Annotated in this window: 18 protein-coding genes; 13 read left to right on the forward strand and 5 right to left on the reverse strand. The window is 57.2% G+C overall.

Going from position 1 to position 21,180, the window contains the following annotated elements; all coding sequences use genetic code 11:
* The first annotated feature begins 9 nt into the window (after positions 1 to 9).
* From H7849_RS18155 to H7849_RS18170, 4 genes are all read left to right on the forward strand, one after another.
* Positions 10 to 792, forward strand: coding sequence for a sulfite exporter TauE/SafE family protein (locus tag H7849_RS18155; protein ID WP_186741317.1), 783 nt, complete (start codon positions 10 to 12; stop codon positions 790 to 792).
* Positions 793 to 890: 98 nt separating this feature from the next.
* Positions 891 to 1,052, forward strand: a complete 162-nt coding sequence (locus H7849_RS26935) for a PQ-loop repeat-containing protein (RefSeq protein WP_251106344.1) — start codon at positions 891 to 893, stop codon at positions 1,050 to 1,052.
* A gap of 43 nt (positions 1,053 to 1,095) precedes the next feature.
* Positions 1,096 to 1,527 (forward strand): DUF971 domain-containing protein, encoded by a 432-nt coding sequence (locus tag H7849_RS18165; protein ID WP_186741319.1) that lies wholly within the window; start codon positions 1,096 to 1,098, stop codon positions 1,525 to 1,527.
* A 53-nt stretch (positions 1,528 to 1,580) separates the two neighbouring features.
* On the forward strand, positions 1,581 to 2,003 hold the full coding sequence (locus tag H7849_RS18170; RefSeq protein ID WP_186741320.1) for a hypothetical protein: 423 nt from the start codon (positions 1,581 to 1,583) through the stop codon (positions 2,001 to 2,003).
* Positions 2,004 to 2,054: 51 nt separating this feature from the next.
* Here the strand turns inward: H7849_RS18170 and H7849_RS18175 are convergent, their stop codons facing one another.
* Entirely contained in the window at positions 2,055 to 2,669 is a 615-nt protein-coding gene (locus tag H7849_RS18175) for an LOG family protein (protein ID WP_186741321.1), read from the reverse strand.
* Between the two features lie 384 nt (positions 2,670 to 3,053).
* Between H7849_RS18175 and H7849_RS18180 the strand changes: the two genes are divergently transcribed.
* The 5 genes from H7849_RS18180 (at position 3,054) to H7849_RS18200 (ending at position 9,159) form a co-directional block, all read left to right on the forward strand.
* Entirely contained in the window at positions 3,054 to 5,723 is a 2,670-nt protein-coding gene (locus tag H7849_RS18180; protein WP_186741322.1) for an ATP-dependent helicase, read from the forward strand.
* A gap of 175 nt (positions 5,724 to 5,898) precedes the next feature.
* Positions 5,899 to 6,054 (forward strand): hypothetical protein, encoded by a 156-nt coding sequence (locus tag H7849_RS18185; RefSeq protein ID WP_186741323.1) that lies wholly within the window; start codon positions 5,899 to 5,901, stop codon positions 6,052 to 6,054.
* Between the two features lie 135 nt (positions 6,055 to 6,189).
* Positions 6,190 to 7,707: an amino acid permease gene (locus tag H7849_RS18190; RefSeq protein WP_251106824.1), complete on the forward strand. Its 1,518-nt coding sequence runs from the start codon at positions 6,190 to 6,192 to the stop codon at positions 7,705 to 7,707.
* Positions 7,708 to 7,788: 81 nt separating this feature from the next.
* Positions 7,789 to 8,826 (forward strand): adenosine deaminase, encoded by a 1,038-nt coding sequence (gene add, locus H7849_RS18195; protein WP_251106345.1) that lies wholly within the window; start codon positions 7,789 to 7,791, stop codon positions 8,824 to 8,826.
* Positions 8,827 to 8,943: 117 nt separating this feature from the next.
* Positions 8,944 to 9,159, forward strand: coding sequence for a hypothetical protein (locus H7849_RS18200; RefSeq protein ID WP_251106346.1), 216 nt, complete (start codon positions 8,944 to 8,946; stop codon positions 9,157 to 9,159).
* A 114-nt stretch (positions 9,160 to 9,273) separates the two neighbouring features.
* Here the strand turns inward: H7849_RS18200 and acnA are convergent, their stop codons facing one another.
* Complete coding sequence (gene acnA / locus H7849_RS18205; protein ID WP_186741325.1) at positions 9,274 to 12,081, reverse strand: aconitate hydratase AcnA; 2,808 nt, start codon at positions 12,079 to 12,081, stop codon at positions 9,274 to 9,276.
* A gap of 381 nt (positions 12,082 to 12,462) precedes the next feature.
* On the opposite strand from acnA, the gene H7849_RS18210 reads away from it, so the two are divergent.
* On the forward strand, positions 12,463 to 13,719 hold the full coding sequence (locus tag H7849_RS18210) for a glycoside hydrolase family 18 protein (RefSeq protein ID WP_186741327.1): 1,257 nt from the start codon (positions 12,463 to 12,465) through the stop codon (positions 13,717 to 13,719).
* A gap of 67 nt (positions 13,720 to 13,786) precedes the next feature.
* Here H7849_RS18210 and H7849_RS18215 read toward each other — a convergent pair whose 3' ends face one another.
* Together H7849_RS18215 and H7849_RS18220 are read right to left on the reverse strand one after the other, a co-directional pair.
* Positions 13,787 to 15,520 (reverse strand): peptide-N4-asparagine amidase, encoded by a 1,734-nt coding sequence (locus H7849_RS18215; protein ID WP_186741329.1) that lies wholly within the window; start codon positions 15,518 to 15,520, stop codon positions 13,787 to 13,789.
* A gap of 66 nt (positions 15,521 to 15,586) precedes the next feature.
* Positions 15,587 to 16,912 (reverse strand): Nramp family divalent metal transporter, encoded by a 1,326-nt coding sequence (locus H7849_RS18220; RefSeq protein ID WP_186741331.1) that lies wholly within the window; start codon positions 16,910 to 16,912, stop codon positions 15,587 to 15,589.
* A 158-nt stretch (positions 16,913 to 17,070) separates the two neighbouring features.
* Here H7849_RS18220 and purD point away from each other — a divergent pair, with 158 nt between their 5' ends.
* Genes purD through H7849_RS18235 form a run of 3 tightly spaced genes read left to right on the forward strand, consistent with a single transcriptional unit; the run spans position 17,071 to position 19,605 of the window.
* Positions 17,071 to 18,360, forward strand: a complete 1,290-nt coding sequence (purD, locus tag H7849_RS18225) for a phosphoribosylamine--glycine ligase (protein WP_186741333.1) — start codon at positions 17,071 to 17,073, stop codon at positions 18,358 to 18,360.
* Positions 18,350 to 19,093, forward strand: coding sequence for a dienelactone hydrolase family protein (locus tag H7849_RS18230; protein ID WP_186741335.1), 744 nt, complete (start codon positions 18,350 to 18,352; stop codon positions 19,091 to 19,093). Before purD ends, H7849_RS18230 begins: the two co-directional genes overlap by 11 nt.
* Positions 19,094 to 19,101: 8 nt before the next feature.
* Positions 19,102 to 19,605 (forward strand): DinB family protein, encoded by a 504-nt coding sequence (locus H7849_RS18235; protein WP_186741337.1) that lies wholly within the window; start codon positions 19,102 to 19,104, stop codon positions 19,603 to 19,605.
* Here H7849_RS18235 and gatB read toward each other — a convergent pair.
* The gene (gene gatB / locus H7849_RS18240) at positions 19,602 to 21,077 is read right to left on the reverse strand and encodes an Asp-tRNA(Asn)/Glu-tRNA(Gln) amidotransferase subunit GatB (protein ID WP_186741339.1); all 1,476 of its coding nucleotides are present in this window, start codon (positions 21,075 to 21,077) and stop codon (positions 19,602 to 19,604) included. The two genes, H7849_RS18235 and gatB, sit on opposite strands and share 4 nt — an antisense overlap.
* Between the last annotated feature and the right edge of the window lie 103 nt (positions 21,078 to 21,180).

The following is a 21,180-nucleotide window of genomic DNA, read 5'->3' on the forward strand; positions in this document are numbered from 1 at the left end:
CTAAAAGAAATGCACGTGAGATGGGATGGAAATCATATTTGGCTTGTTGTTGCCTCGCTGATTGCGGGCGGTTTGAACGCCGTGGCGGGCGGCGGTTCGTTTCTCTCTTTTCCGGCGTTGTTGCAGGTAGGCGTGTTGCAGATTCAGGCGAATGCGACGAACACGGTCGCGCTGTGGCCCGGACAACTTACGTCGATCGCGGCATATTTTGAGGACCTGAAGCACAATCTGCGCCTCGTGCTGCCGCTATGCGTCTCAGCAGCCATTGGTGGCGTGGCGGGCGGCATTGTGCTTCTGCACACTGCCCAGAAAACTTTTCTGCATCTGGTTCCGTGGCTGCTGCTCGTGGCTGCGCTTCTTTTTGCGGCAAGCACGCCTATTTCCCGCTGGCTGCAAAGGCGCAGCCGAGGGAAAGCACCGGGCTCCAGCCATCCATCGCATCTGCCACTTTTTATCGGGATGATGGTGGTCTGTTTCTATATTGGTTATTTTGGAGCGGGCGCGGGGTTTCTGATCATCTCACTACTGGCGATTTTTGGGATTGAGAATATCAATCAGATCAATGCGCTCAAAGTTGTGACGACGACGCTGGCGAATGGCGTGGCCGTGCTGGTTTTCGTCGTAGAGAAGCAGGTGTTGTGGCAGCATTGCCTGCTGATGATGCTGACCGCTGCAATGGGCGGCTACTTCGGCGCGCGCTTTTCGCGCAAGCTCAATCCTGTGCTGATGCGATCGGCTGTGGTTTGTCTGGGTTTGGGCATGGCTGCGTATTTTTTCTGGAAGCAAAGCTGACTTATGAAACTGGCGGCAAGTGTTGTTGGTTCGATTGCAGCTTTTTCGACGAAGCTGGCGTTTGTGCCCCAGCTTGTTCTAGTGTGGGGGACTGAAAAGTGCTCGCGACATCTCGCTGCACACGTTTTCTGCTGTTCTCGTTTGGATTCCTGATGTGGCTGGTGCATGGCCTGCTGATTCATTCTGTTCCGATGATTCTGGCCAACTCAGTCACGCTTGGCCTTGCTTTGGCAATTCTTGTGCTCAAGTTTCCGCTATGAGTGACAGGGGCGCTGATAGTCGCAGAGCGATAGACTGGAAGAGATGAGTCACGAGGGAATCCGCTTCATCACTGAGGAAGAGGCACGCCGTGCGCAGGCCGCAGAGAGCGAGTTGTCGGTCGAGGCGAAGACTCCGGCCAAGGTGCGCGTGGACAAGACCGGAGGCACCGGTATGGAGATCGAATGGAAAGACGGGCATACGAGCCGCTGGACCTTTGGATGGCTGCGCGATGCCTGCCCATGCGCGACTTGCCATGATGAGCGGGAGAAATCGGGACGCAGGCCGGGTGAGGCGAAGGCGAAACCGCAGACGCTGTTGCCGATGTACCAGGCTCCACCGCGGCCTGAGTCGGTGACGCCGGTGGGGCGGTATGCGATCAGCTTTCACTGGAATGACGGGCACCAGAGCGGGATTTATTCCTGGGATTATTTACGACGGCATTGTGGGTGTGCCGAGTGTGCCACAGCACCATAGCTGTTGCAATTTTTCATATGGATATACAGCGACGATGTAATTTGCATGCCGGATTGGCGCTATTGATTGCTCTAGTCAGTGCACTGATTCCTGCTTTTCTTCTTGCTGTGCTCTTCTTTTTCATTGGGATTAAAGTAGAAATCGCTCATCACTTGAAACACCCGACTGAACCGGATTCAATGGCGGGGCTCTCTATCTTCATGGTGGCAATACTAGCGGGTATCGCTATCTATCCGATTGCTGCTTATGCGGCGTTTGGTGCCTTACAGCCTTGGCGTCGGCCATCGCGGGAGGTGCTGAGCGTTGGCAGCAAATTCCGATTCATCTCTACAAATGTAATTATCCTTGCCAGTTTGATGGCTTTTTACAAATTGGGCTATACGTTTGGGCCAGTGGCAATCGTGGGACTTCTTTGGCTCTCAGTCGCAAATATTATCTTGGTTAGAAGTCACATGGGTGTGACTGATAGAACTTAGGAATATGTATCCCACCCTTCGCTATGCGAAGGATGGGGCACCCAAAGTCTCTTATCTTCCGATCAGCTCATCGAGCTTTTCATCATGCAGTGGTGTAGTTCTTTGTGTCTTCCAATGGTTGTGCGCGATGCCTAACGCGGATGCCGCGTTTTTGGCTACCTGAATCAGCTTGCGGTTTTCGGGTTTGAGGAAGCCTTGCGACATGGCGTGGTCGAGGAAGGTGAGGAAGCCGTCGTAGTAGCCATTTGCGTTGATGAGGATGCAGGGCTTCTGGTGGAGCTTGAGTTGGGCCCAGGTGACGATCTCGATGAACTCGTCGAGCGTGCCGTAGCCGCCGGGGAGCGCGATGAAGGCGTCGGCGTGGTCGTACATGAGGGCTTTGCGCTCGTGCATGGTCTTGACGACGTGGAAGTGCGTGACGTTGCGGTGCGCGATTTCGCGGTCCATGAGCACGTCGGGCATGACGCCGACGACTTCCGCGCCTCCGGCGATGACGGCGTCAGCGAGGATGCCCATGAGGCCGACGGTGGCTCCTCCGTAGATGAGGCCGATGCCGGCTGCGGCCATGCGCTGGCCTAATTCTTTTGCGGTCTGGGCGTAGATGGGATCGGCTCCGTCGGCTGATCCGCAGAAGACGCAGATGCGTGGATTGGTGGAGGTGGGCATCGAGAGAAGTTTACTTGAGCTTGATTGGGGTCTCAGACCGTTCGCAACGTTTCATAGAAGTCCGGGCCGCCTCTTCTCCAGCCTCGGCGATTGCCCGATTCATGTCCTCAATGGAAACAGGGAATAGCGGTTTTGGGATGATACCTTTCAAGGTCTGAACTGAATCTGTTTTCTTCACTGAATCTGCCATGAAAGTTCTCCGAGCTAAAGCCTCATTGTAATCGGCCTGAAGGCCGGTGCTTCTACCCGAAAGCTATCTAGTTGTTATGACAGATTCTGCCTTTGTATGGATCCTCGCTGCGCTCAGGATGACAGGCGAAGGGAGTGGAACAGCGATACACTGATAGAAGAACACCCGCCGAGAAAGTTTCCGAGACATCTGTTTTGCCGCATTTACTGGACAAGTTGAACCCGCCACAGCGGGCTGGGGTTGAATCCGTTGACGGGCCGGTTTTGCTTCTGGCCGGTGCCGGGTCGGGGAAGACGCGCGTCATTACGCACCGGATTGCGTATCTGATTCAGGAGCGCGGGGTTGCACCGGACTCCATTCTGGCGGTGACGTTTACCAACAAGGCTGCGGCCGAAATGGGCGAGCGCGTCGATAAACTGATCGGGCATACGACGCTGGCGAAGCCGCTGATTGCGACCTTCCACTCGTTCTGCGTGCGCATGTTGCGGCGCGATATCGAGGCTTTGCGGATTGGAAATGAAGGGCTGACGAAGACTTTCGCCATCTACGACGAGAGCGACCAGCAGGCGCTGGTGAAGCAGATTATGCGGCGCATGGGAATCGATGACAAGCAGTTTACGCCGCGGGTGGTGCTGTCGAAGATTTCGTGGGCGAAGAACCACATGATCGATCCGCAGGAGTATTACCTGCAATCGGCCGATCCGTTGAGTGAGAGGGTGGCGCACATCTTCGAGGCGTATCGCAAGGAGCTACGCAAGAACAATGCGCTGGACTTTGATGATCTGTTGCTGGAAGCGGTGCGGCTGCTGAAGTCTTCTGCCGAGGTCCGGGAGAAGTACAACCGGCGCTATCGTTATTTGCTGATCGATGAGTATCAGGACACGAACCGTCCACAGTATGAGCTGATGAAGCTGCTTGCGGGTGAGGAAAAGAATGTCTGCGTGGTCGGCGATGAGGACCAGAGCATCTACTCGTGGCGCGGTGCGGATATTCGCAACATTCTGGAGTTTGAGAAGGATTTTCCCAACGCTAAGGTGATTCGCCTGGAGCAGAATTACCGCTCGACGCAGGTGATTCTGGAGGCGGCGGGCGCGGTGGTGGCGCGGAATTCGCAGCGCAAGGGCAAGCATCTGTGGACGGAGCGCGAAGGCGGTGCATTGATCGGATACTACGAGGCTCCGGATGGCGAGAACGAGGCGCTGTTCATTGCGGACTATATCCAGAAGTATCTGCGTAAGGCAGGGCAGGAACACCAAGACGTGCGCGTGGCAGTGCTTTACCGGACGAACTCGCAATCGCGTTTGGTTGAAGAGGGGCTGCGCCGGTACGGGATCAGCTATACGATGGTCGGCGGCTTCTCGTTTTATGAGCGGGCTGAGATCAAGGACCTGTTGAGCTATCTAAAATTAGTTCAGAATCCGCATGATGCGATTGCCTTGCAGCGGGTGATCAATGTTCCGACCCGCGGGATTGGCAAGGCGACGCTTGAAACGCTGGAGCGGATTGCGCTGGAAACCGGCGCGAGCACGTGGACTGCTACCGAAAAAGTGCTCAGCGAGAGACTGCTGCCGACGCGGGCGTGCATCGCTCTCGATACGTTCCGTAAGCTGATCGAAGATGCGCGGGCGATGCTGTCTCCGGGATTCGCCGAGAAGCTGACGGCGGATGTTGCGACCGAAGGTGGGGATGCTTCGTTTGATATAGCTGCTGCTGACGCATCGGAAAACGAAGATACGAGCTTTGACTTTGGCGATGACGTGCAGCATGGGTTTGCATTTGGTGATGACGATGTTGCCTTCGAGGCTTCGGAGTTCAATCCATTTGCAGAAGAAGCCGAGAAGGGCGTCGAGCCTGAAAAGACCGAGGAAGCTGTGCCAGGATTCCGCGCGCCCGGGGATGCGGCGACGCTGCCGGAGTTGATTCGCTTCATCATCGACCGCAGCGGGTATATTCGCGCGCTTGAGGAAGAGGGGACGCCGGAGGCTTTCTCGCGGATTGAGAACTTGAAGGAATTGGCGAATGCGGCTCAGGATGCGCAGGAACGCGGCGAGACGCTGGATGAGTTTCTCGACCATGCGGCGCTGGTGAGCGATACGGACCAGTACAAGCCGGACTCTCGCGTGACGCTGATGACGCTGCATTCGGCGAAGGGACTGGAGTTTCCCCTGGTGCTGCTTGCGGGCATGGAAGAGGGGCTGTTTCCGCATTCGCGCACGCTGAACGAGCCGGACCAGATGGAAGAAGAGCGCCGGCTGGCTTATGTGGGCATGACGCGGGCAATGGATGCGCTGGTGCTGACGCGGGCGCGTTATCGGAGGCGCTACGGGAACGACATGCCGGAGGCGTCGATGCCTTCGCGGTTTCTGGAGGAAGTGCCGCCGTCGCTGCTTGAGGATTTGAGCGGCATCCAGCACAGGGCGTCGAGCTGGGGCGGATATGCCGCGGCTGCGTCGCAGCAGCCTTCTTGGATGCGGCGTCGCGAGAATCGCGGGTACGACGATGGCTTCGACGGGAGCCATCACTACAACTATGAGGATGAAGACCAGAGGCCGATGCGGCCGCGCAATGGCAGCGGTTCGACGACTCGCAATGCGGTAAAGAAGAGCGGCGGCGAATCGCTGGATAACATTGCACAGTTTTTCAGCGGGCGCGGCGGGAGCGTGTCACGCCCGAAGATTGAAGTTGCGGAACCGAAGGGTGCGGTAGGATTCAAGAGCGGGCAGCGCGTCCGGCATCCGAAGTATGGTGAAGGCGTTGTGTTCCGGCGCGAGGGAGACGGTGAGGACGCCAAGATCACGGTACAATTTACCAAGTTCGGTGTGAAAAAGCTGGTGGAGAAGTTTGCGCAGCTGGAACGCATATAAGGCTATTCGTGAAACCGAAGACCAATCTTAGCCAGAGGCTAAGGTTGGGGCATCCGATATCGCGAATGAGATGAAAAGCAGGTCCTTCGACTACGCGCCTGATGGCGCTCCGCTCAGGATGACAACTGTGATTGTGCGGATGATTCGGGGACGGGCAGGAAATTGAAGGAGAAGAATGGCAAATACCAAAAAGATTGAAAGCACGGAAGAACGCAAGAAGATAAAGCGCACGGCGCGCAAGAAGGCGACACCGAAGGCCAAGCGGACGACTCCGCGCGGCTCGAATAAGAAGAAGGTCAGGAAACTGGTCCGCGGGCAAAACAAGCGCTAAAGGGTGATCCGAAGGGCTGGCGCACGGATTTTTCTTCGCGCGCCAGCCCTCCAACAGCTACACTCCCCTCATTAAGACTGCAGGAGCCAGGTTCTGCCGACACAAGTCTTCGCCAGAAAATCAATCGACAAACTCATTAGCGACTCGGAAAATCCGGAGCACAGCCTCAAAAAGACGCTTGGCCCCTGGTCGCTGACGGCGCTTGGCATTGGCGCGGTGATTGGCTCGGGCATCTTTACCGTGATCGGAACGGCGATTGCCGGCGAACAGTTTGATACCTCGTCCATTCTCAATACTCCCGTTCTTGATTATCTGATTCACCACACGGCGCTGGTCGGGCGACCCGGAGCGGGGCCCGCGCTGGCATTGTCGTTGGTGCTGGTGGCGATTGTCTGCGCCTTTACGGGTCTTTGCTACGCAGAACTCGCTTCGATGATTCCAATTGCGGGGTCGGCATACACCTATACGTATGCAACGCTGGGTGAGCTGATTGCGTGGATTATCGGCTGGGATCTGATTCTCGAATATGCCTTTTCCAATATGGCGGTGTGCGTTGGGTTCGCGGCGCACATTGTCGATTTGATGGACTGGCTGGGGATTCATCCGTCGGCGCGATGGATTTCTCCTGCCTATCTGCCTAGCGGATTGCAGGACTTTCACGGCAATACGCTCTATGCGGCGGGCTGGCATTTCGGCTTCAACTGGCCTGCGTTTTTGATCGTCATGCTCCTGACGGTGGTGCTGGTGCGCGGCATCCGCGAGTCGGCGGAGACGAACAACATCATGGTGCTGCTGAAGATCACGGCGATCCTGATTTTCGTGGCCTTCGGTGCGCATTTTATTCATCCATCGAACTGGCATCCCTTTTATCCGAATGGCTGGTCGGGGCTGCTGACGGGTGGCTCGATTATTTTCTTCACGTATATCGGGTTTGATTCTGTCTCAACGGCGGCCGAGGAATGTAAGAACCCGCAGCGCGACGTGCCGATTGGCATTCTCGCGACTCTTGTGATCTGCACGACGCTCTATATCGGTGTTGCGGTGGTGCTAACGGGGCTGATCAAGTGGAACCTGCTGATCGGCGATGCTGCACCGGTGGTGAACACGCTCCGGAAGCTTTCGCTGACATCGGGCAGCGAATCGCTGCATTGGGTGCGGCTGGTGATCCTGATTGGCGCCCTGCTGGGGATGATTTCATCCATCCTCGTCTTCCAGATCGGACAGGCGCGGGTGTGGTTCGCCATGTCGCGCGACCGGTTGCTGCCTTCTGTTTTTTCCAAGGTGCATCCCAAGTATCGGACACCGGCGGTTTCCACGTGGGTGGCTGGGTTTGTTGTTGGACTTCCGGCGGGATTACTGGATATCGGTACCTTCTCGGACTTGTCGAATATCGGGACGCTCTTTGCTTTCGTGCTGGTGTCGGCGGGAGTGCTGATTCTACGCTACAAGGATCCTCATCGGCATCGCAGCTTCCGCTGTCCAGGAGGGCCGGTGTTTCCAGTGCTCAGCATCTTCTTTTGTGTGCTGCTGATGGCTGGGTTGCCGATCATGACCTGGCTGCGCTTCTTCGTCTGGCTCGCGATCGGGCTGTGCATTTACTTCTTTTATAGCTGCAGACGGAGTGAGTTCTGCCCGCCGCATAGAGCACGATAATTTACGCGGAGTGCGGCGAACCGCCCGCGATTGCTGCCTGCTGCAAATAGTCCTCGTTTACTGGGGCGAGCTTTGAATCCTATGGCTAAGCCACGATACACAATTGCTATGGCCTCAAGACCGAAAGACTTCCTCCGTCGTCTCCCAAAGGCTGAACTCCATCTGCATCTGGAAGGCACGATCTCTCCTGAGACGCTGGCGGAATTGAGCCGCAGGCACGACGCTCAGCCTCTGACCCTGGACCAGGCGCGGGCGCTGTATCAATACACCGACTTCTTCGGCTTCCTGATGGCATTTAAAGCGGTGACCGAACGCCTCCGCACGGCCGAAGATTATAAACTGATCACCTACAAGATGCTGCAAAGACTTGCCGCACAAGGCGTAGTTCACGCCGAGGCATATATCGCAGTTGGGCTTGTCTATTACTGGGGACGCAGCGAGTTTGAGCCGATCTTCGCTGCGGTGGAGCGGGCGCGAGAACAGGCTCAAAAAGACTTCGGGATCAGTCTCTACTGGATTTTCGATGCGGTTCGGCATTTCGGAGTCGAACCAGCGGCCCGGGTCTTTCGCAAGGCTGCTGCGATGAAGGACGAATACCCCAGCATCGTCGGCATCGGTATTGGCGGCGATGAGCGCAACGGTGCAGCGGAGCTGTTTCGCGACGCATACAGCGAGGCCCGGGATGCGGGTTTGCGCCTGACCGTGCATGCGGGCGAGGCGGTTGGGCCGGAAAGTATCTGGGGGGCTTTGAATATTGGCGCGGAACGGCTTGGGCATGCGCTGATGGCGATTCACGACCCGGAGCTGATGCATCTGCTTTCCGAGCGCCAGGTTCCGCTGGAGATTTGCGTGACATCAAACGTCAAGACGGGATGTTGTGCGCGGCTCGAGGACCATCCGGTGCGACGGTATTTCGATGAAGGTTTAATGGTAACGCTCAATTCCGACGATCCGACGATGTTCGGAAGCGATCTGGAAGGCGAGTTTTTGCTGGCGCGCAACGAGTTTGGCTTTACCCAGGAGCAGCTTAGAGAACTAGCATCGAATTCGATTGAGGCCAGTTTTCTTCCACCGGAACAAAAAGTCCGCTGGTTACATCAAATCGAGGGAACTGTCTAAAGAGAGGGAGCGAAGTGACCGATGTGCTATGGGCAGGCTGCAAGCGATTTGCGCTATTATGTCCGCATGAGGCCGCTTCTAAAGCGTCGGCTTTTTCGGTCAAGAAAGAAGGCTGAAGTGATTGTTCTGCCAGGTCTAAAGAAGGAAAACGAGTCTACGGTTGCGCTGAAAGCGATCGGCTGGAGCTCGGTCGCTGTGGGTGTTGTTGCCTTGGGTCTGTACGTGGGCCGCGAGCTGCGCCAGCGGTATAAGTTTAACCGCCGCACGCCCTACGACGTGTACTCGCATGCGGGCGATCAGATGCAATCCGACGCATACGGGATGGGGATCTAGCCACCAAGCTTGCGGCGATTAAGACGTTCAGTCAGCGATTGTATAGGCTGACAACGACAAAAGCTCCAGGTCTTCCTGGAGCCTTGTCATTTTGGGAGCATCGCGGCTATCTGCTTACTTTGCTGCGAGTTGGCGCAGGACGTACTGTAGAATTCCGCCATTTTCGTAATAGAGGATTTCCTGCGGCGTATCGATGCGAACGCGGGCCTCGAAAACCTTCCTCTTACCATCTGGTGCGGTCGCCTCTACTGCAACCGTGCGGCCGATCGCGAATTTGGAATCAAGCCGTTCCTTGAGGCCGAGGATGGTGTAGGTCTCTTCGCCTGTCAGGCCGAGTGACTCGACGTTCTTACCGGCTTCGAACTGCAGTGGCAGAATTCCCATGCCGACGAGATTCGAGCGGTGAATGCGCTCGTAGCTCTCGGCAATGACGGCGCGCACTCCCAGTAGACGCGGGCCTTTGGCGGCCCAGTCGCGTGAGGAGCCGGAGCCGTATTCCTTTCCGGCCAGGATGATAAGCGGTGTCTTGCGTTCGGCGTATTTCACGCTGGCGTCGAAGATGCTCATCTGCTCGCTTTCGGGGAGCAGGCGAGTGACGCCACCCTCGGTTCCCGGAGCCAGCTTGTTGCGCAGGCGGACGTTGGCAAAGGTCCCGCGCACCATAACTTCATGGTTGCCACGGCGCGAGCCGTAGGAGTTGAAGTCGGCAGGCTTAACGCCATGTTCGGTGAGATATTTACCCGCTGGGCCATTCAGTTTGATCGAACCAGCTGGCGAGATGTGGTCGGTGGTTACGCTGTCGCCCAGGACGGCGAGGACGCGGGCGTTCTGGATTTCCTCGACCGGAGTCGGCTTCGAGGGCATGCCGTCGAAGTACGGAGCCTTGCGGATGTAAGTGGAGTCGGCTTCCCACTGATAGACGTCGCCCGTAGGGAACTTGAGGCCCTGCCAGTTGCTGTCGCCGTCGGCTACGGTCGCGTATTCTTTGCGGAAGATTTCGGAGTTGATGGATGAGGCAATGACGTCGGAGACTTCTTTCTGGGTCGGCCAGATGTCCTTGAGATAGACGGGTTTGCCATCTTTTCCCTTGCCGATCGGATCGCTTTCGAGGTCGTGATCGATGCGACCCGCAAGCGCGTAGGCGACGACGAGCGGCGGCGACATGAGGTAGTTGGCGCGCACGTCCGAATTAATGCGGCCCTCAAAGTTGCGATTGCCGCTGAGCACGGAGACGGCGACGAGGCCATGGTCTTCAATGGACTTTGAGACGTCTGTTGGCAGCGGGCCGGAGTTCCCAATGCAGGTGGTGCAGCCGTATCCGACGACGTTGAAGCGCAGCTTGTCGAGGTAAGGCTGAAGGCCCGATTTCTCGTAGTAATCGGTGACGACGCGTGAGCCAGGGGCCAGCGAAGTCTTAACCCACGGCGGGACGGTTAGGCCTTTTTCGACGGCTTTCTTGGCCAGGATACCGGCGGCGACCATCACCGATGGATTCGATGTATTGGTGCAGCTGGTGATGGCGGCGATGACCACCGAGCCGTGGTCGAGGTATTGATCAACCTCGACTCCGAACCGCTCCTTTACTGTTGAGATCGGGCCGGATTCGTGCACGCCGTGCGCCGATTCGGGCGTGTCGGCGAAATGGCCGCCTTCACCCTCCCAGCGGACAACCTGGCGCACACCATTCTTGTCAGCATTGGGACCGAGGAGATTCGGAAGCTGCTTTTTGAAGCTGGCTCCGGCTTCCTTGAGCAGCACACGGTCCTGCGGACGCTTGGGGCCCGCAACGCTTGGCTCAACGGTTGCGAGGTCGAGTGAGATGGTCTGCGTGTACTCGGCTTCGGGTGAATCGACGATGTGGAAGAGGCCTTGCTCTTTGTAGTATGTCTCGACGAGCTTGATCTGCTCTTCGCTGCGGCCGGTGAGGCGCAGATAGCGAAGCGTTTCCGCATCGACAGGGAAGATACCGCAGGTGGCGCCGTATTCCGGGGCCATGTTGCCGATGGTGGCACGGTCAGCAAGAGGCAGTTCGGCGATGCCCGAGCCGTAGAACTCGACAAATTTGCCGACGACGCCGAGCTTCCGCAGCATTTCGGTGACGGTCAGGACCAAGTCTGTTGCGGTTGCGCCCTCGCGCAGCTTGCCAGTGAGCTTGAAGCCGACCACCTGCGGCACGAGCATCGAAACGGGCTGGCCTAGCATGGCGGCTTCGGCTTCAATGCCGCCAACGCCCCATCCGAGAACGCCGAGGCCGTTGATCATGGTGGTGTGCGAGTCGGTTCCGACGAGCGTGTCAGGATAGGCGCGCGGATTTTCGCCGTCTGTGGTGAAGACGACGCGGGCGAGGTATTCGAGGTTGACTTGGTGGCAGATACCCATGCCCGGAGGTACGGCGGAGAAGTTGCGGAAGGCCGACTGTCCCCATTTGAGGAAGGCGTAGCGCTCGCGGTTGCGCTGGAATTCGAGCATTGCGTTGAGCGAATACGAATTGGTTGTGCCGTATTCATCGACCTGCACGGAGTGATCGATCACCAGCTCGGCGGGTTGCAGCGGGTTGATCTTTTCCGGGTTGCCGCCGAGTTGCTTCATGGCATCGCGCATGGCGGCAAGATCGACGATGGCGGGCACGCCGGTGAAGTCCTGCATGAGAACGCGCGCGGGCATGTAGGCGATTTCGCGCGAAGGCTCGGCCTTCGGGTCCCATTTGGCGAGGAATTCGATGTCCTCGGCGGTGACGCTCTTGCCGTCTTCCTGGCGAAGGAGATTTTCGAGAAGGATGCGGAGGCTGAAGGGGAGGCGCGAGAGCGCGATGCCTTTTTTCTCGAGCCCGTCGAGGCGGAAGATTTCGTAAGTGCGGTTGCCGATCTTCAATTGCGACAAGCTGCCAAAACTGTTTCCGAGTTGGGTTTTAACCTGGCTCATGTGGAGAATCCTTCCTTTTGGCTGAGGCCATCGATGTGGCGCGAATCTTCTTTCCGCACAGGCTGTGAGCTGAGCGCGCGGATGCAATCAACAGAAAAGCTTAATCAGATGCGGTGGATTCGTCCACGGTCCGGGTGGCCGCGATGGAAGCGCTTGAGGTGGGGCGGGACGAGACTGTTCATGGTCCTGCTGTTATTTTAACGCGGGTGTCATCAGAGTCATGCCAATCCAGGATCAAGGGCGTCAGAAAAATCGCTGAAGGCCGGTTTTTGCAACCGCTCTTAGAACTTCCGCGTCTGTTAAGCAAAGCATCTTTGCGGCAATGTACTGCAGAGAGTTCCCTGGTACGCAAAATCTTTTTCGAGGAAACCTGCTACGATCATGCGACGATTTACTTTTTCTTCGCTTTTGCTTCTGAGCATTCTGCTGTCCGGTTTGAATCTCTTTGGCGAGACGGCGAACCCGGCAAAACCGCTGTTGGTTGGCTATTTCCCCCAATGGGGTATTTACAACGATCCCCCATACTTTGTGAAAGACCTGATCACGAGCGGGTCTGCTACGCTGCTCGATCAACTGAACTATGCGCAGGGCTTCATCGTAAATGCTCGCTGCGCCGTTGCCGACCCGAACGCAGACCTGAGCCTGGCCTACACGAAAGCCAACAGCGTGAACGGCAAGGCGGACAGCGCTTCATCACAGTTGCGCGGGAGCTTTCATCAACTACAAGAGTTCAAGAAACGCTATCCACGCATAAAGATCCTGATTTCGCTAGAAGGCAAGGCGCATTCCTTTGCAGAAGCGGCGAAGCCTGAGAATCGCGCGGCCTTTGTCTCTTCGTGCATTGACACGTTCATGCGCGGGCACTTTGCTCCGCAGATCCATGCACGCGGAATCTTCGATGGTTTTGATGTGGATTGGGAATATCCGGAGCCGGAAGATGCGGCCAACTATCTGGCACTTCTCCAGGAGTTCAGAAAACAGCTGGATGCGGTCCGTCCGGGGCTCAAGCTGACCATTGCTGCAGGTCCGAGCCCGCACATGTATCATGGCGTGGATTTTGGCGAAGTGGCAAAGGTCGTGGATGAGATTGGGTTGATGAATTACGACTACAGCGGGCCGTGGCGTAAAGTGACGGGTTTCCACGCGCCGCTCTACAGTGAGAACGGCGGCAGCGCCGACCGCACAGTTCAAGATTACGAAGATGCGGGAGCGCCCCCAGAAAAGCTGCTGCTCGGAGTTCCCTTCTATGGATACTCCTGGAACTCCGTGGGCGAGGAGAATCACGGACTCTTCCAGCCGGGAGAGGCTGTTCATCAAGATCGCCCTTACCGCTATATTCAGACTTTGATCGCCTCGTCGACGGTGTATCGCGACCCGGCGGCGCAGGCGCCATGGCTGTATGACGGCAATACTTTCTGGACCTATGAAGACCCGGCGTCGGCGCGATTCAAGGGCGAATACGCGCAAGAGCATGGTCTGGGCGGAGTGATGGTCTGGGAGCTCGGTGAGGACTCAATCGATGCGCAACTACTGAAGGCGGTGAACGCAGGACTACGCCTTCCCGCTGCTCAGCCGCAGATCGCTCGTGAGCCAGTAATCTCGGGGGGCTCGGAAAGCACGGGCGCCGCTAAGGAGTAAGCGGTTTCCAAGAGACAGTCTCGCTTCGATAAGCGAAGGCCCGGTGGTTATGCCGGGCCTTTATTGTTTACCAGCGAATGCCGTGCGGACAAGACGCTCCATCTTTTACGCCTGTAAGTTTATTGTTGGCAGCCGTGAGTGTGCGGCTGTAGCAATTGCCCAGCGTGTCGTGGTAGACGTAGGTTTGCTTGCTGCTCTGCCCGCTGTTGGGACCAAGCGAGAAGCCCGTGGGGGAGGCAACGAACGTTGCTGTGTCTCCTGAGCTCACTTCGTTGCTTACGCTTGAACGGAAAATTGGAAATCCTTCGAGTGTATCGGTCTCGTTGCGCTGAAAGTTCTGATCGACGGTCGTGACTTGGCCAATATCGCCATTGCTTTCGAGCGTTTCAAGATAGTTGATGTTGAAGGGATACGAGACGTCGTTCTCTTTCGTAGTGAAGAGGAAACCGTCTTGCGTGGTTGTCTTCTGGTTGACCGTAGAGGTTTGGACGACGCCCTGTCCGAACGTGTTTGCGGTGGAAGTGACGGTCTGGACGTTGCTGAAGTTCACATTGCCGTCAACTTTCGTGTTCACCCGCCCGTGCGAGGTATTCACAAAACCAGCGATGGTAAAGTTTTGCTTGCTGGTTACGGTCGCGGTGCCTCCACCATTGCCGTGTGAATCGAACGCGACATTGCTCACGACTGCCGGGTCAGGATCCGTTAGGGTGTCCTCTGTCAACGCTCCGGTTACCTGATTGCTTCCGTGGTCCTGATACACCAGAAGGGTTGCAAGCGTGCTGAAGAAGTTGAAGGCGTTAAAGACGGTTACCCCGACCGTGTGTTGCTGGCCATTGCTCAAAACGCCGGCGAAGGGCGTCAGGTCTACGCGATAGGGAAGAAAATTCAGGGTCTGCACCCCGGGGATCGGGATCCAGAGTCCGGGATCCACGCCGCCTGTGTAAATCCATGGAAAGATCGGCGCAACACCGGCAGGTTTGCCGTCAATGCTGATGTTTACTTGGCGGAAGGCTGTATTGCCGCAGACGCCTACGTCACTTGCAACATTGCTGGGCAGGCACAGGAACCATTGCTCCTCACTGCTCTGACTCTCTGCGAGTACGTCGATATATGCGCTCTCGATATTTTTCGGCAGAGTGAAGGTTTGAGTGAATTCGGGAGTTGTGTTGTTGAGGCCAACGGCGCCGTTCCCGTTGTCCGGCAAAGGCAATACCAGGTCGGCCGTTCTAGGGGCTGGATTGATGAAATCAGCTTGATAGAACTCGATCTTGAATGTGCCGAAGATGGTCGAGGTGAGCCCGTCCACGCCGACGATGTTGCCGAGGCTGGCGAAGCCGGTTTGCGGTGTCTTGAAGAGCGAACTGTAGTCAGTCAGGTCGCGTTCCACGTGCCAGGTGTCAGTCTGGCTTTGTAGAGGTTCGGCTGTCGTGCCAAAGTAAATGTTCACATTCCCAAAGAAAACCAGCCCGGTGCGGTCAAACTGGACGCCTGGCTGAATGGAGAAGTCTCCGGTAAAGATGACCTTGGACCAGGGACCAGGGCAATCGGCTGGCGGTGTAAAGCTGAAATTCTTGTTGTTGAAGTCAGCAAATGCCTTGTCGGTCAGAAGCGTCACTTCGCAATGCTTCGTGTGAGGACGTGGCACCGGCGGGTCTGCCGTTGCTTCAAGCGATGAACCGATACTGAATTGATTTGAAGTTGTGGACTGCGCCGAGCTAGAGGTTGGGCCTGCAAGACCAAGAGCCAGCAGGACGGTGGATGCGATTGTTGCGGACTGCGCCAAGCGGGGACAAAAGCGCATAGGGGCCTCTCCTTTTGGTAATCAGCGAGCGGTGGAAAGCATACCACCGGCAATAGAGAGCTTGCCCTAACTGTGCGACGAAAGTGTTTGCCAGAGAAGAAAGAGATTCAGTGAGACGATGACGGCAACCGTAAGCCAGCCCAGAAAACGTGTTGGCCTGCGATTGACGAATGCGCCCATAACCTGCTGCCTGCTTGTGAGCAGTAGAAGCGGCACCAGCGCAAACGGCAGCGTGAAGCTGAGCGCCACCTGCGAGAGGATCAGTATCTTCAATGGATCGAGACCTGTCGCGATGACGACGATCGCGGGAATAAGCGTTAGCAGGCGGCGCAAAAAGATGCTGAATTTAATGTCGAGAAAGCCTTCAAGAATCACCTGCCCGGCCATGGTGCCAACTGTCGACGAGGAGAGCCCAGAGCACAGTAACGCAATTGCAAAGACCGCAGCCGACGTACCGCCGAGCAGCGGACCGAGGGTTTGATGCGCCTCTTCAATCGACATTCCATTCTGCCATTGGCGCCCGGCGAAAGCAGCGGCAGCGACGATAATCATCGCGGAGTTGACGAGCCACGCACCGTTCATCGCTGCGAAGACGTCGATCGTCTCAAAGCGCAGATGCCGCGCTCGCGCCAGATATTGGCGGCGGGGCGTGTCGGCGATTTCGCTTTGTACACGCGGCTGCACAAGGGCAGAGTGCAGATAGATGACATGCGGCATGACTGTTGCCCCAAGCATGCCCACCGCAATGTAGATACTCTTACTGTCAATCGTGGGGATCAGCGTATGGATGGCAATGGCATGCCAGTCGGGGTGAATGAAAAACATTTCGACCGCGTAGCACATGCCGATGATGCAGACAAAGGCCACGATTCCCAGCTCAAGCTTGCGGAAACCCCACAATTCGAGCGCAAGAATGGCGAAGACGCAGACCGCGGAAACCACGGCGGCCCCGAGAAGGATTTCTGTTTTGCTCCAGCCGTAATGCGTCAGCCACCCGCCAAACAATAGATAAAAGCCCAGCGATGCTCCCAGGAACTCGGCGAGGTCCGTGGCCAGTGCGGAAATTTCAGCGGCGACCCATAAGCCGATCGACGTGGGGCGCGAGAAATGCTCACGGCAGCTCTGTGGCAGGGTTCTTCCAGTCGCGATGCCCAGCTTTGCCGCAAGGTATTGAATCAGGATGGCCATGGCGTTCGACCACAGCAAAACCCAAAGGAGCTTGTAGCCGAAGCGCGCGCCGCCGTCGAAATTGGTCGCAAAATTGCCGGGGTCAATATAGGCGATGCTGGCGACGAAGGCGGGCCCGAAGTAATACCACAGCTCGGACGAGCGCATGCGCGGCAGCTTGGACCGTGTTCGCACCGCTGCGGATTGTGTTGTCGGGGTTGCCATCGCGCCTGACCTGAACCAGAGTATAGGGCGAAAAATCGGGAAAGTAAACTATAGTTAACTAACTTTATTAACAATTATTCATCAATTTGAACCGGACTTGGCGACTTTTCAGCCGTGCTGTAGCCTTTGTTTAAGAAAAAGGGAGAGTTAAGACCGGAATGAAAGTCCTCGTCATCGGCTTCGGGGGGCGGGAGCACGCGCTTGCGTGGGCGATTCGTAAGTCGCCGCGCGTACGGGAGGTGGTTTGCGCGCCGGGTAACGGCGGCATCGCGCAAATTGCGCGGCTGGTGAATGCCAACCAGAAAGACGTAAATGATCTGCTGCGCGCGGTTGTGGCGGAGAATCCGGATTTGACCGTGGTAGGGCCGGAAGTTCCGCTCGCGCTCGGGTTGGTGGACGAGATGCAGCGGCGCAGTCTTGCTGTTTTCGGCCCGACACGGGCGGCGGCGGCGCTGGAAACGAGCAAGGCCTTCGCCAAGCGCTTCATGCAGCGATACAAGATTCCAACGGCAAACTACGCTGTATGCGCTACGCAGGAAGAGGCGTTGAAGGCGCTGGAGCTTTTCCATCTGCCGGTCGTGATCAAGGCCGATGGACTCGCCGCAGGCAAGGGCGTGGTGATTGCGAACACGAAGAAGGAAGCGCAGGACGCAATTGCCGGACTGTTCAGCGGCAAGCTGCTGGGCTCGGTGGAAACCAGCGTGGTGATTGAGGAATTCCTCCAGGGCGAGGAGCTTTCGTTTCTTGTTTTGAGCGATGGCCACAATGCGGTTCCGCTGGTGCCGGCGCAGGATCACAAGCGCATTGGCGAAGGCGACACGGGACCAAATACCGGGGGCATGGGGGTCTATTCGACCGATACCATGCTCGACCCGCAGATGCGTGAGTGGATCATGCATCACATCGTGCAGCCCACGATTGACGGTATGGCTGCCGAGGATACGCCTTTCGTCGGCGTGCTTTACTGCGGCCTGATGATGACGGCGCGCGGTCCGATGGTGCTTGAATACAATGCGCGCTTCGGCGATCCGGAGACGCAGGCAATTCTGGTGCGGATTGAAAGCGATCTGCTCGACGGGATCGAGGCGTGCGTCGAGGGCCGATTGAGCAATACGGAGTTTCGCTGGCGACCAGGCGCGTCGGCATGCGTGGTTGCAGCGTCGCAGGGATATCCGGGCAGCTATACGAACGGCCATGTGATCACTGGTCTCGACGACGCCGCGAAGACTGGCGGCGTCGAGGTCTTTCATGCGGGGACTTCTCTCCTTGATGGCAGCTATCTGACGAACGGCGGGCGTGTGCTGGGGGTTACGGCTGCGGCCGATTCGCTGGAAAGTGCGCTGGGACTGGCCTATGAGGGTATTAGCAGGATTCACTTTGAGGGCATGTATTATCGGCGAGATATCGGGCACAGGGCGCTGAAGTCGAAGGTTAACTATGGTCATTAAAGACGATCTGGTTGTTGACGTCGCTGCGCCGACTGGGCCGATGCGGACGTACTTCTTTCATCCCGCATCGGAGGGACGCTATCCCGGCGTGATTCTCTATTCGGAGATTTTTCAGCTTACGGCACCGATCCGGCGCTTTGCTTCGTTCATTGCGGGCCATCGATATTTAGTCGCGGTGCCAGAGGTGTATCACGAACTGGAGACTGCGGGGACTGTTCTGGCTTACGATCAGGCAGGCGCGGACAAGGGCAACGAGGACAAGTATGCGAAGGAGTTGTCTTCGTATGACGGCGATGCCAAGGCGCTGATTGAGCACATGCCGACGATGGCGCAGTGCAACGGGCGCCTCGGGACGATTGGCATTTGTCTGGGTGGTCACCTTGCGTTTCGTACTGCGATGAATCCGGAGATCAGCGCTGCTGCATGCTTTTACGCGACGGACCTTCACAGCGGATCGCTGGGCAAAGGCAAGAACGATAATTCGCTGGCGCGCGCAGGTGAGATCAAGGGCGAGCTGTTTCACATCTGGGGACGGCAGGACCCGCATGTTCCGCTCGAAGGACGCATCAAGATTAAAGCGCGGCTGGATGAGGTGGGCGCGAATTATCAATGGATGGAAGTGAACGGAGCGCATGCTTTTATGCGCGACGAGGGCTATCGTTACGATCCGGAACTTGAGTATCAGTGCAAGGGGCTGGTGCTTTCGCTGCTGCACCGACGGCTCTACTTGTAGGGGACAGGATGGAACACTCAGCCGTTACGCTTGAGGCTCTGCTCGCCGATTACGAAGCAACTGCTGCTCGCTGGGCAAAATTTTTCGAGGCCAATCCGGGCGCGTCGCTAGTGCCGACGGACATTGCCAAATCGCAGAATATTGGCGAGTTGGTGTGGCACATCTATGCTGCGTCGTTCCGGCATGCGCAGAGATTGCTTGGCGAGCAAGTGACAGACCTTGAAGGAACGGTGACGGTTCGCGATATCGCTTCGGCCTTTGCGCTCAAGGATGCGGCGGTGGCGAAGCTACTGCAGTTTCTGGCGAATACATCTGAGGCGTCCCTCGACGAGCAGCTCGAATTCAAGTCGCGCATCACCGGGCGCGTCAGTTACGGAAGCAGGCGCAAGCTCTGCCTGCATGTGCTGGTACACGCCATCCGGCACTGGGCTCAGATTGGGACGCTCGTGCGAATCGGGGGATATCCGCCGGACTGGGGACAGGATATCTGGTACAGCGAGGCGATTGCTTAGCTGTCCAGCTTCTTCGTTACCAGTTCGTTCAGCAGGGCAGGATTTGCCTGTCCCTTCGATAGCTTCATCACCTGACCAACGAAGAATGCCGCCACCGTCTTCTTGCCGCCGCGGTACTGCTCTACCTGTTTCGGGTTGGCGGCGATGACTTCGTCGATCATCTTCTCGATAGCCGCGGGATCGGTGATCTGCTGCGGTTTTTCCCGTTCATAAACCAAGCCGAAATCTTCGCCGGTCTCGAATGCTGTATCGAAGAGCTGCTTGAGCTGCTTACTGGAGAGCTTGCCGTCTTCGGCGAGATCGGCGGCAAGGGAGATGCCCTTCATCGTGATCGGCGACTGTTCGAGTTCGAGGCCCTTTGCTTTGAGGCGGCTGGTCAACTCGCTCTGAAAAATATTTGCGACGCGCTTCGGGCTCTTCGCGGCCTTGGCAGCAGCCTCAAACTGATCGGCGAGAGCACGCGTGGCCGTCAAAGTCTGGGCGTCCTGCTCGCTGATTTCGTATTCGGCGATCATTCGCTTGCGGCGCGCTTCCGGGAGTTCGGGCATGCGCTTGGCCACTTCAGCCTTGAGATGTGGCGTGAGGATCAGCGGCGGAAGATCGGGCTCGGGAAAGTAGCGGTAGTCGTGCGCCTGTTCCTTCGAGCGCATGGAGTAGGTGCGGCCTTCGTTCGCGTTCCACAGGCGTGTTTCCTGCACCACGCGGCCGCCGGATTCGATGACTTCCACCTGGCGCTCGATTTCGTATTCGAGCGCGGAGCGGATGAACCGAAAGCTGTTCACGTTCTTGACTTCGGCCTTGGTGCCGAATTTTTCCTGTCCGCGCGGGCGCACACTCACGTTGGCGTCGCAGCGCAGGGAGCCTTCTTCCATGTTGCAATCGCTGACGGCGGTGTAGAGCAAGATTTCCTTGAGGCGCGTGAGGTATTCGTAGGCTTCGTCGGGCGTGCGAATGTCCGGCTCGCTGACGATTTCAATGAGCGGCGTGCCGCAGCGGTTCAGGTCGACATAGGTGCGCGTAGCGGAGTCAGGGAAGCCGTCGTGCAGGCTCTTGCCTGCGTCCTCTTCCATGTGCAGCCGCGTGATGCCAATGCGCTTGATGCCGTTCGGCGTCGGAACTTCGATCCATCCGTGCTCGGCGAGCGGCTTGTCGAACTGCGAGATCTGGTAGCCCTTGGGCAGGTCGGGATAGAAGTAGTTCTTGCGCGCGAAGACGGAGCGGTCGTTCACTGTGCAGTTCAGCGCCAGAGCGGCCAGTGTGGCGAACTCGACGGCTCGCTCATTCAAAACGGGAAGGGCGCCCGGCAGGCCAAGGCACACTGGGCAAACATTCGTATTGGGAGGCGCGCCGAACTGGTTCGAGCAGCCGCAGAAGGCTTTAGTTGCCGTCAGCAACTGGACGTGCACTTCAAGTCCGATGACCGGTTCGTACTTCGCCAGAACGTCTGGTGGCACGCTCACTGTGGTAGCCATAGATAGTCCAATTTTAGCAGCGGCTGAAACGCGGGAAAGCCGGCTGCCACTAGATATTGAGCAAAAGAATCGAAGCGGGCCGTAGCATATTTATGCTGCCGGC

This window comes from Alloacidobacterium dinghuense (genome assembly GCF_014274465.1).
Lineage (GTDB): Bacteria > Acidobacteriota > Terriglobia > Terriglobales > Acidobacteriaceae > Alloacidobacterium > Alloacidobacterium dinghuense.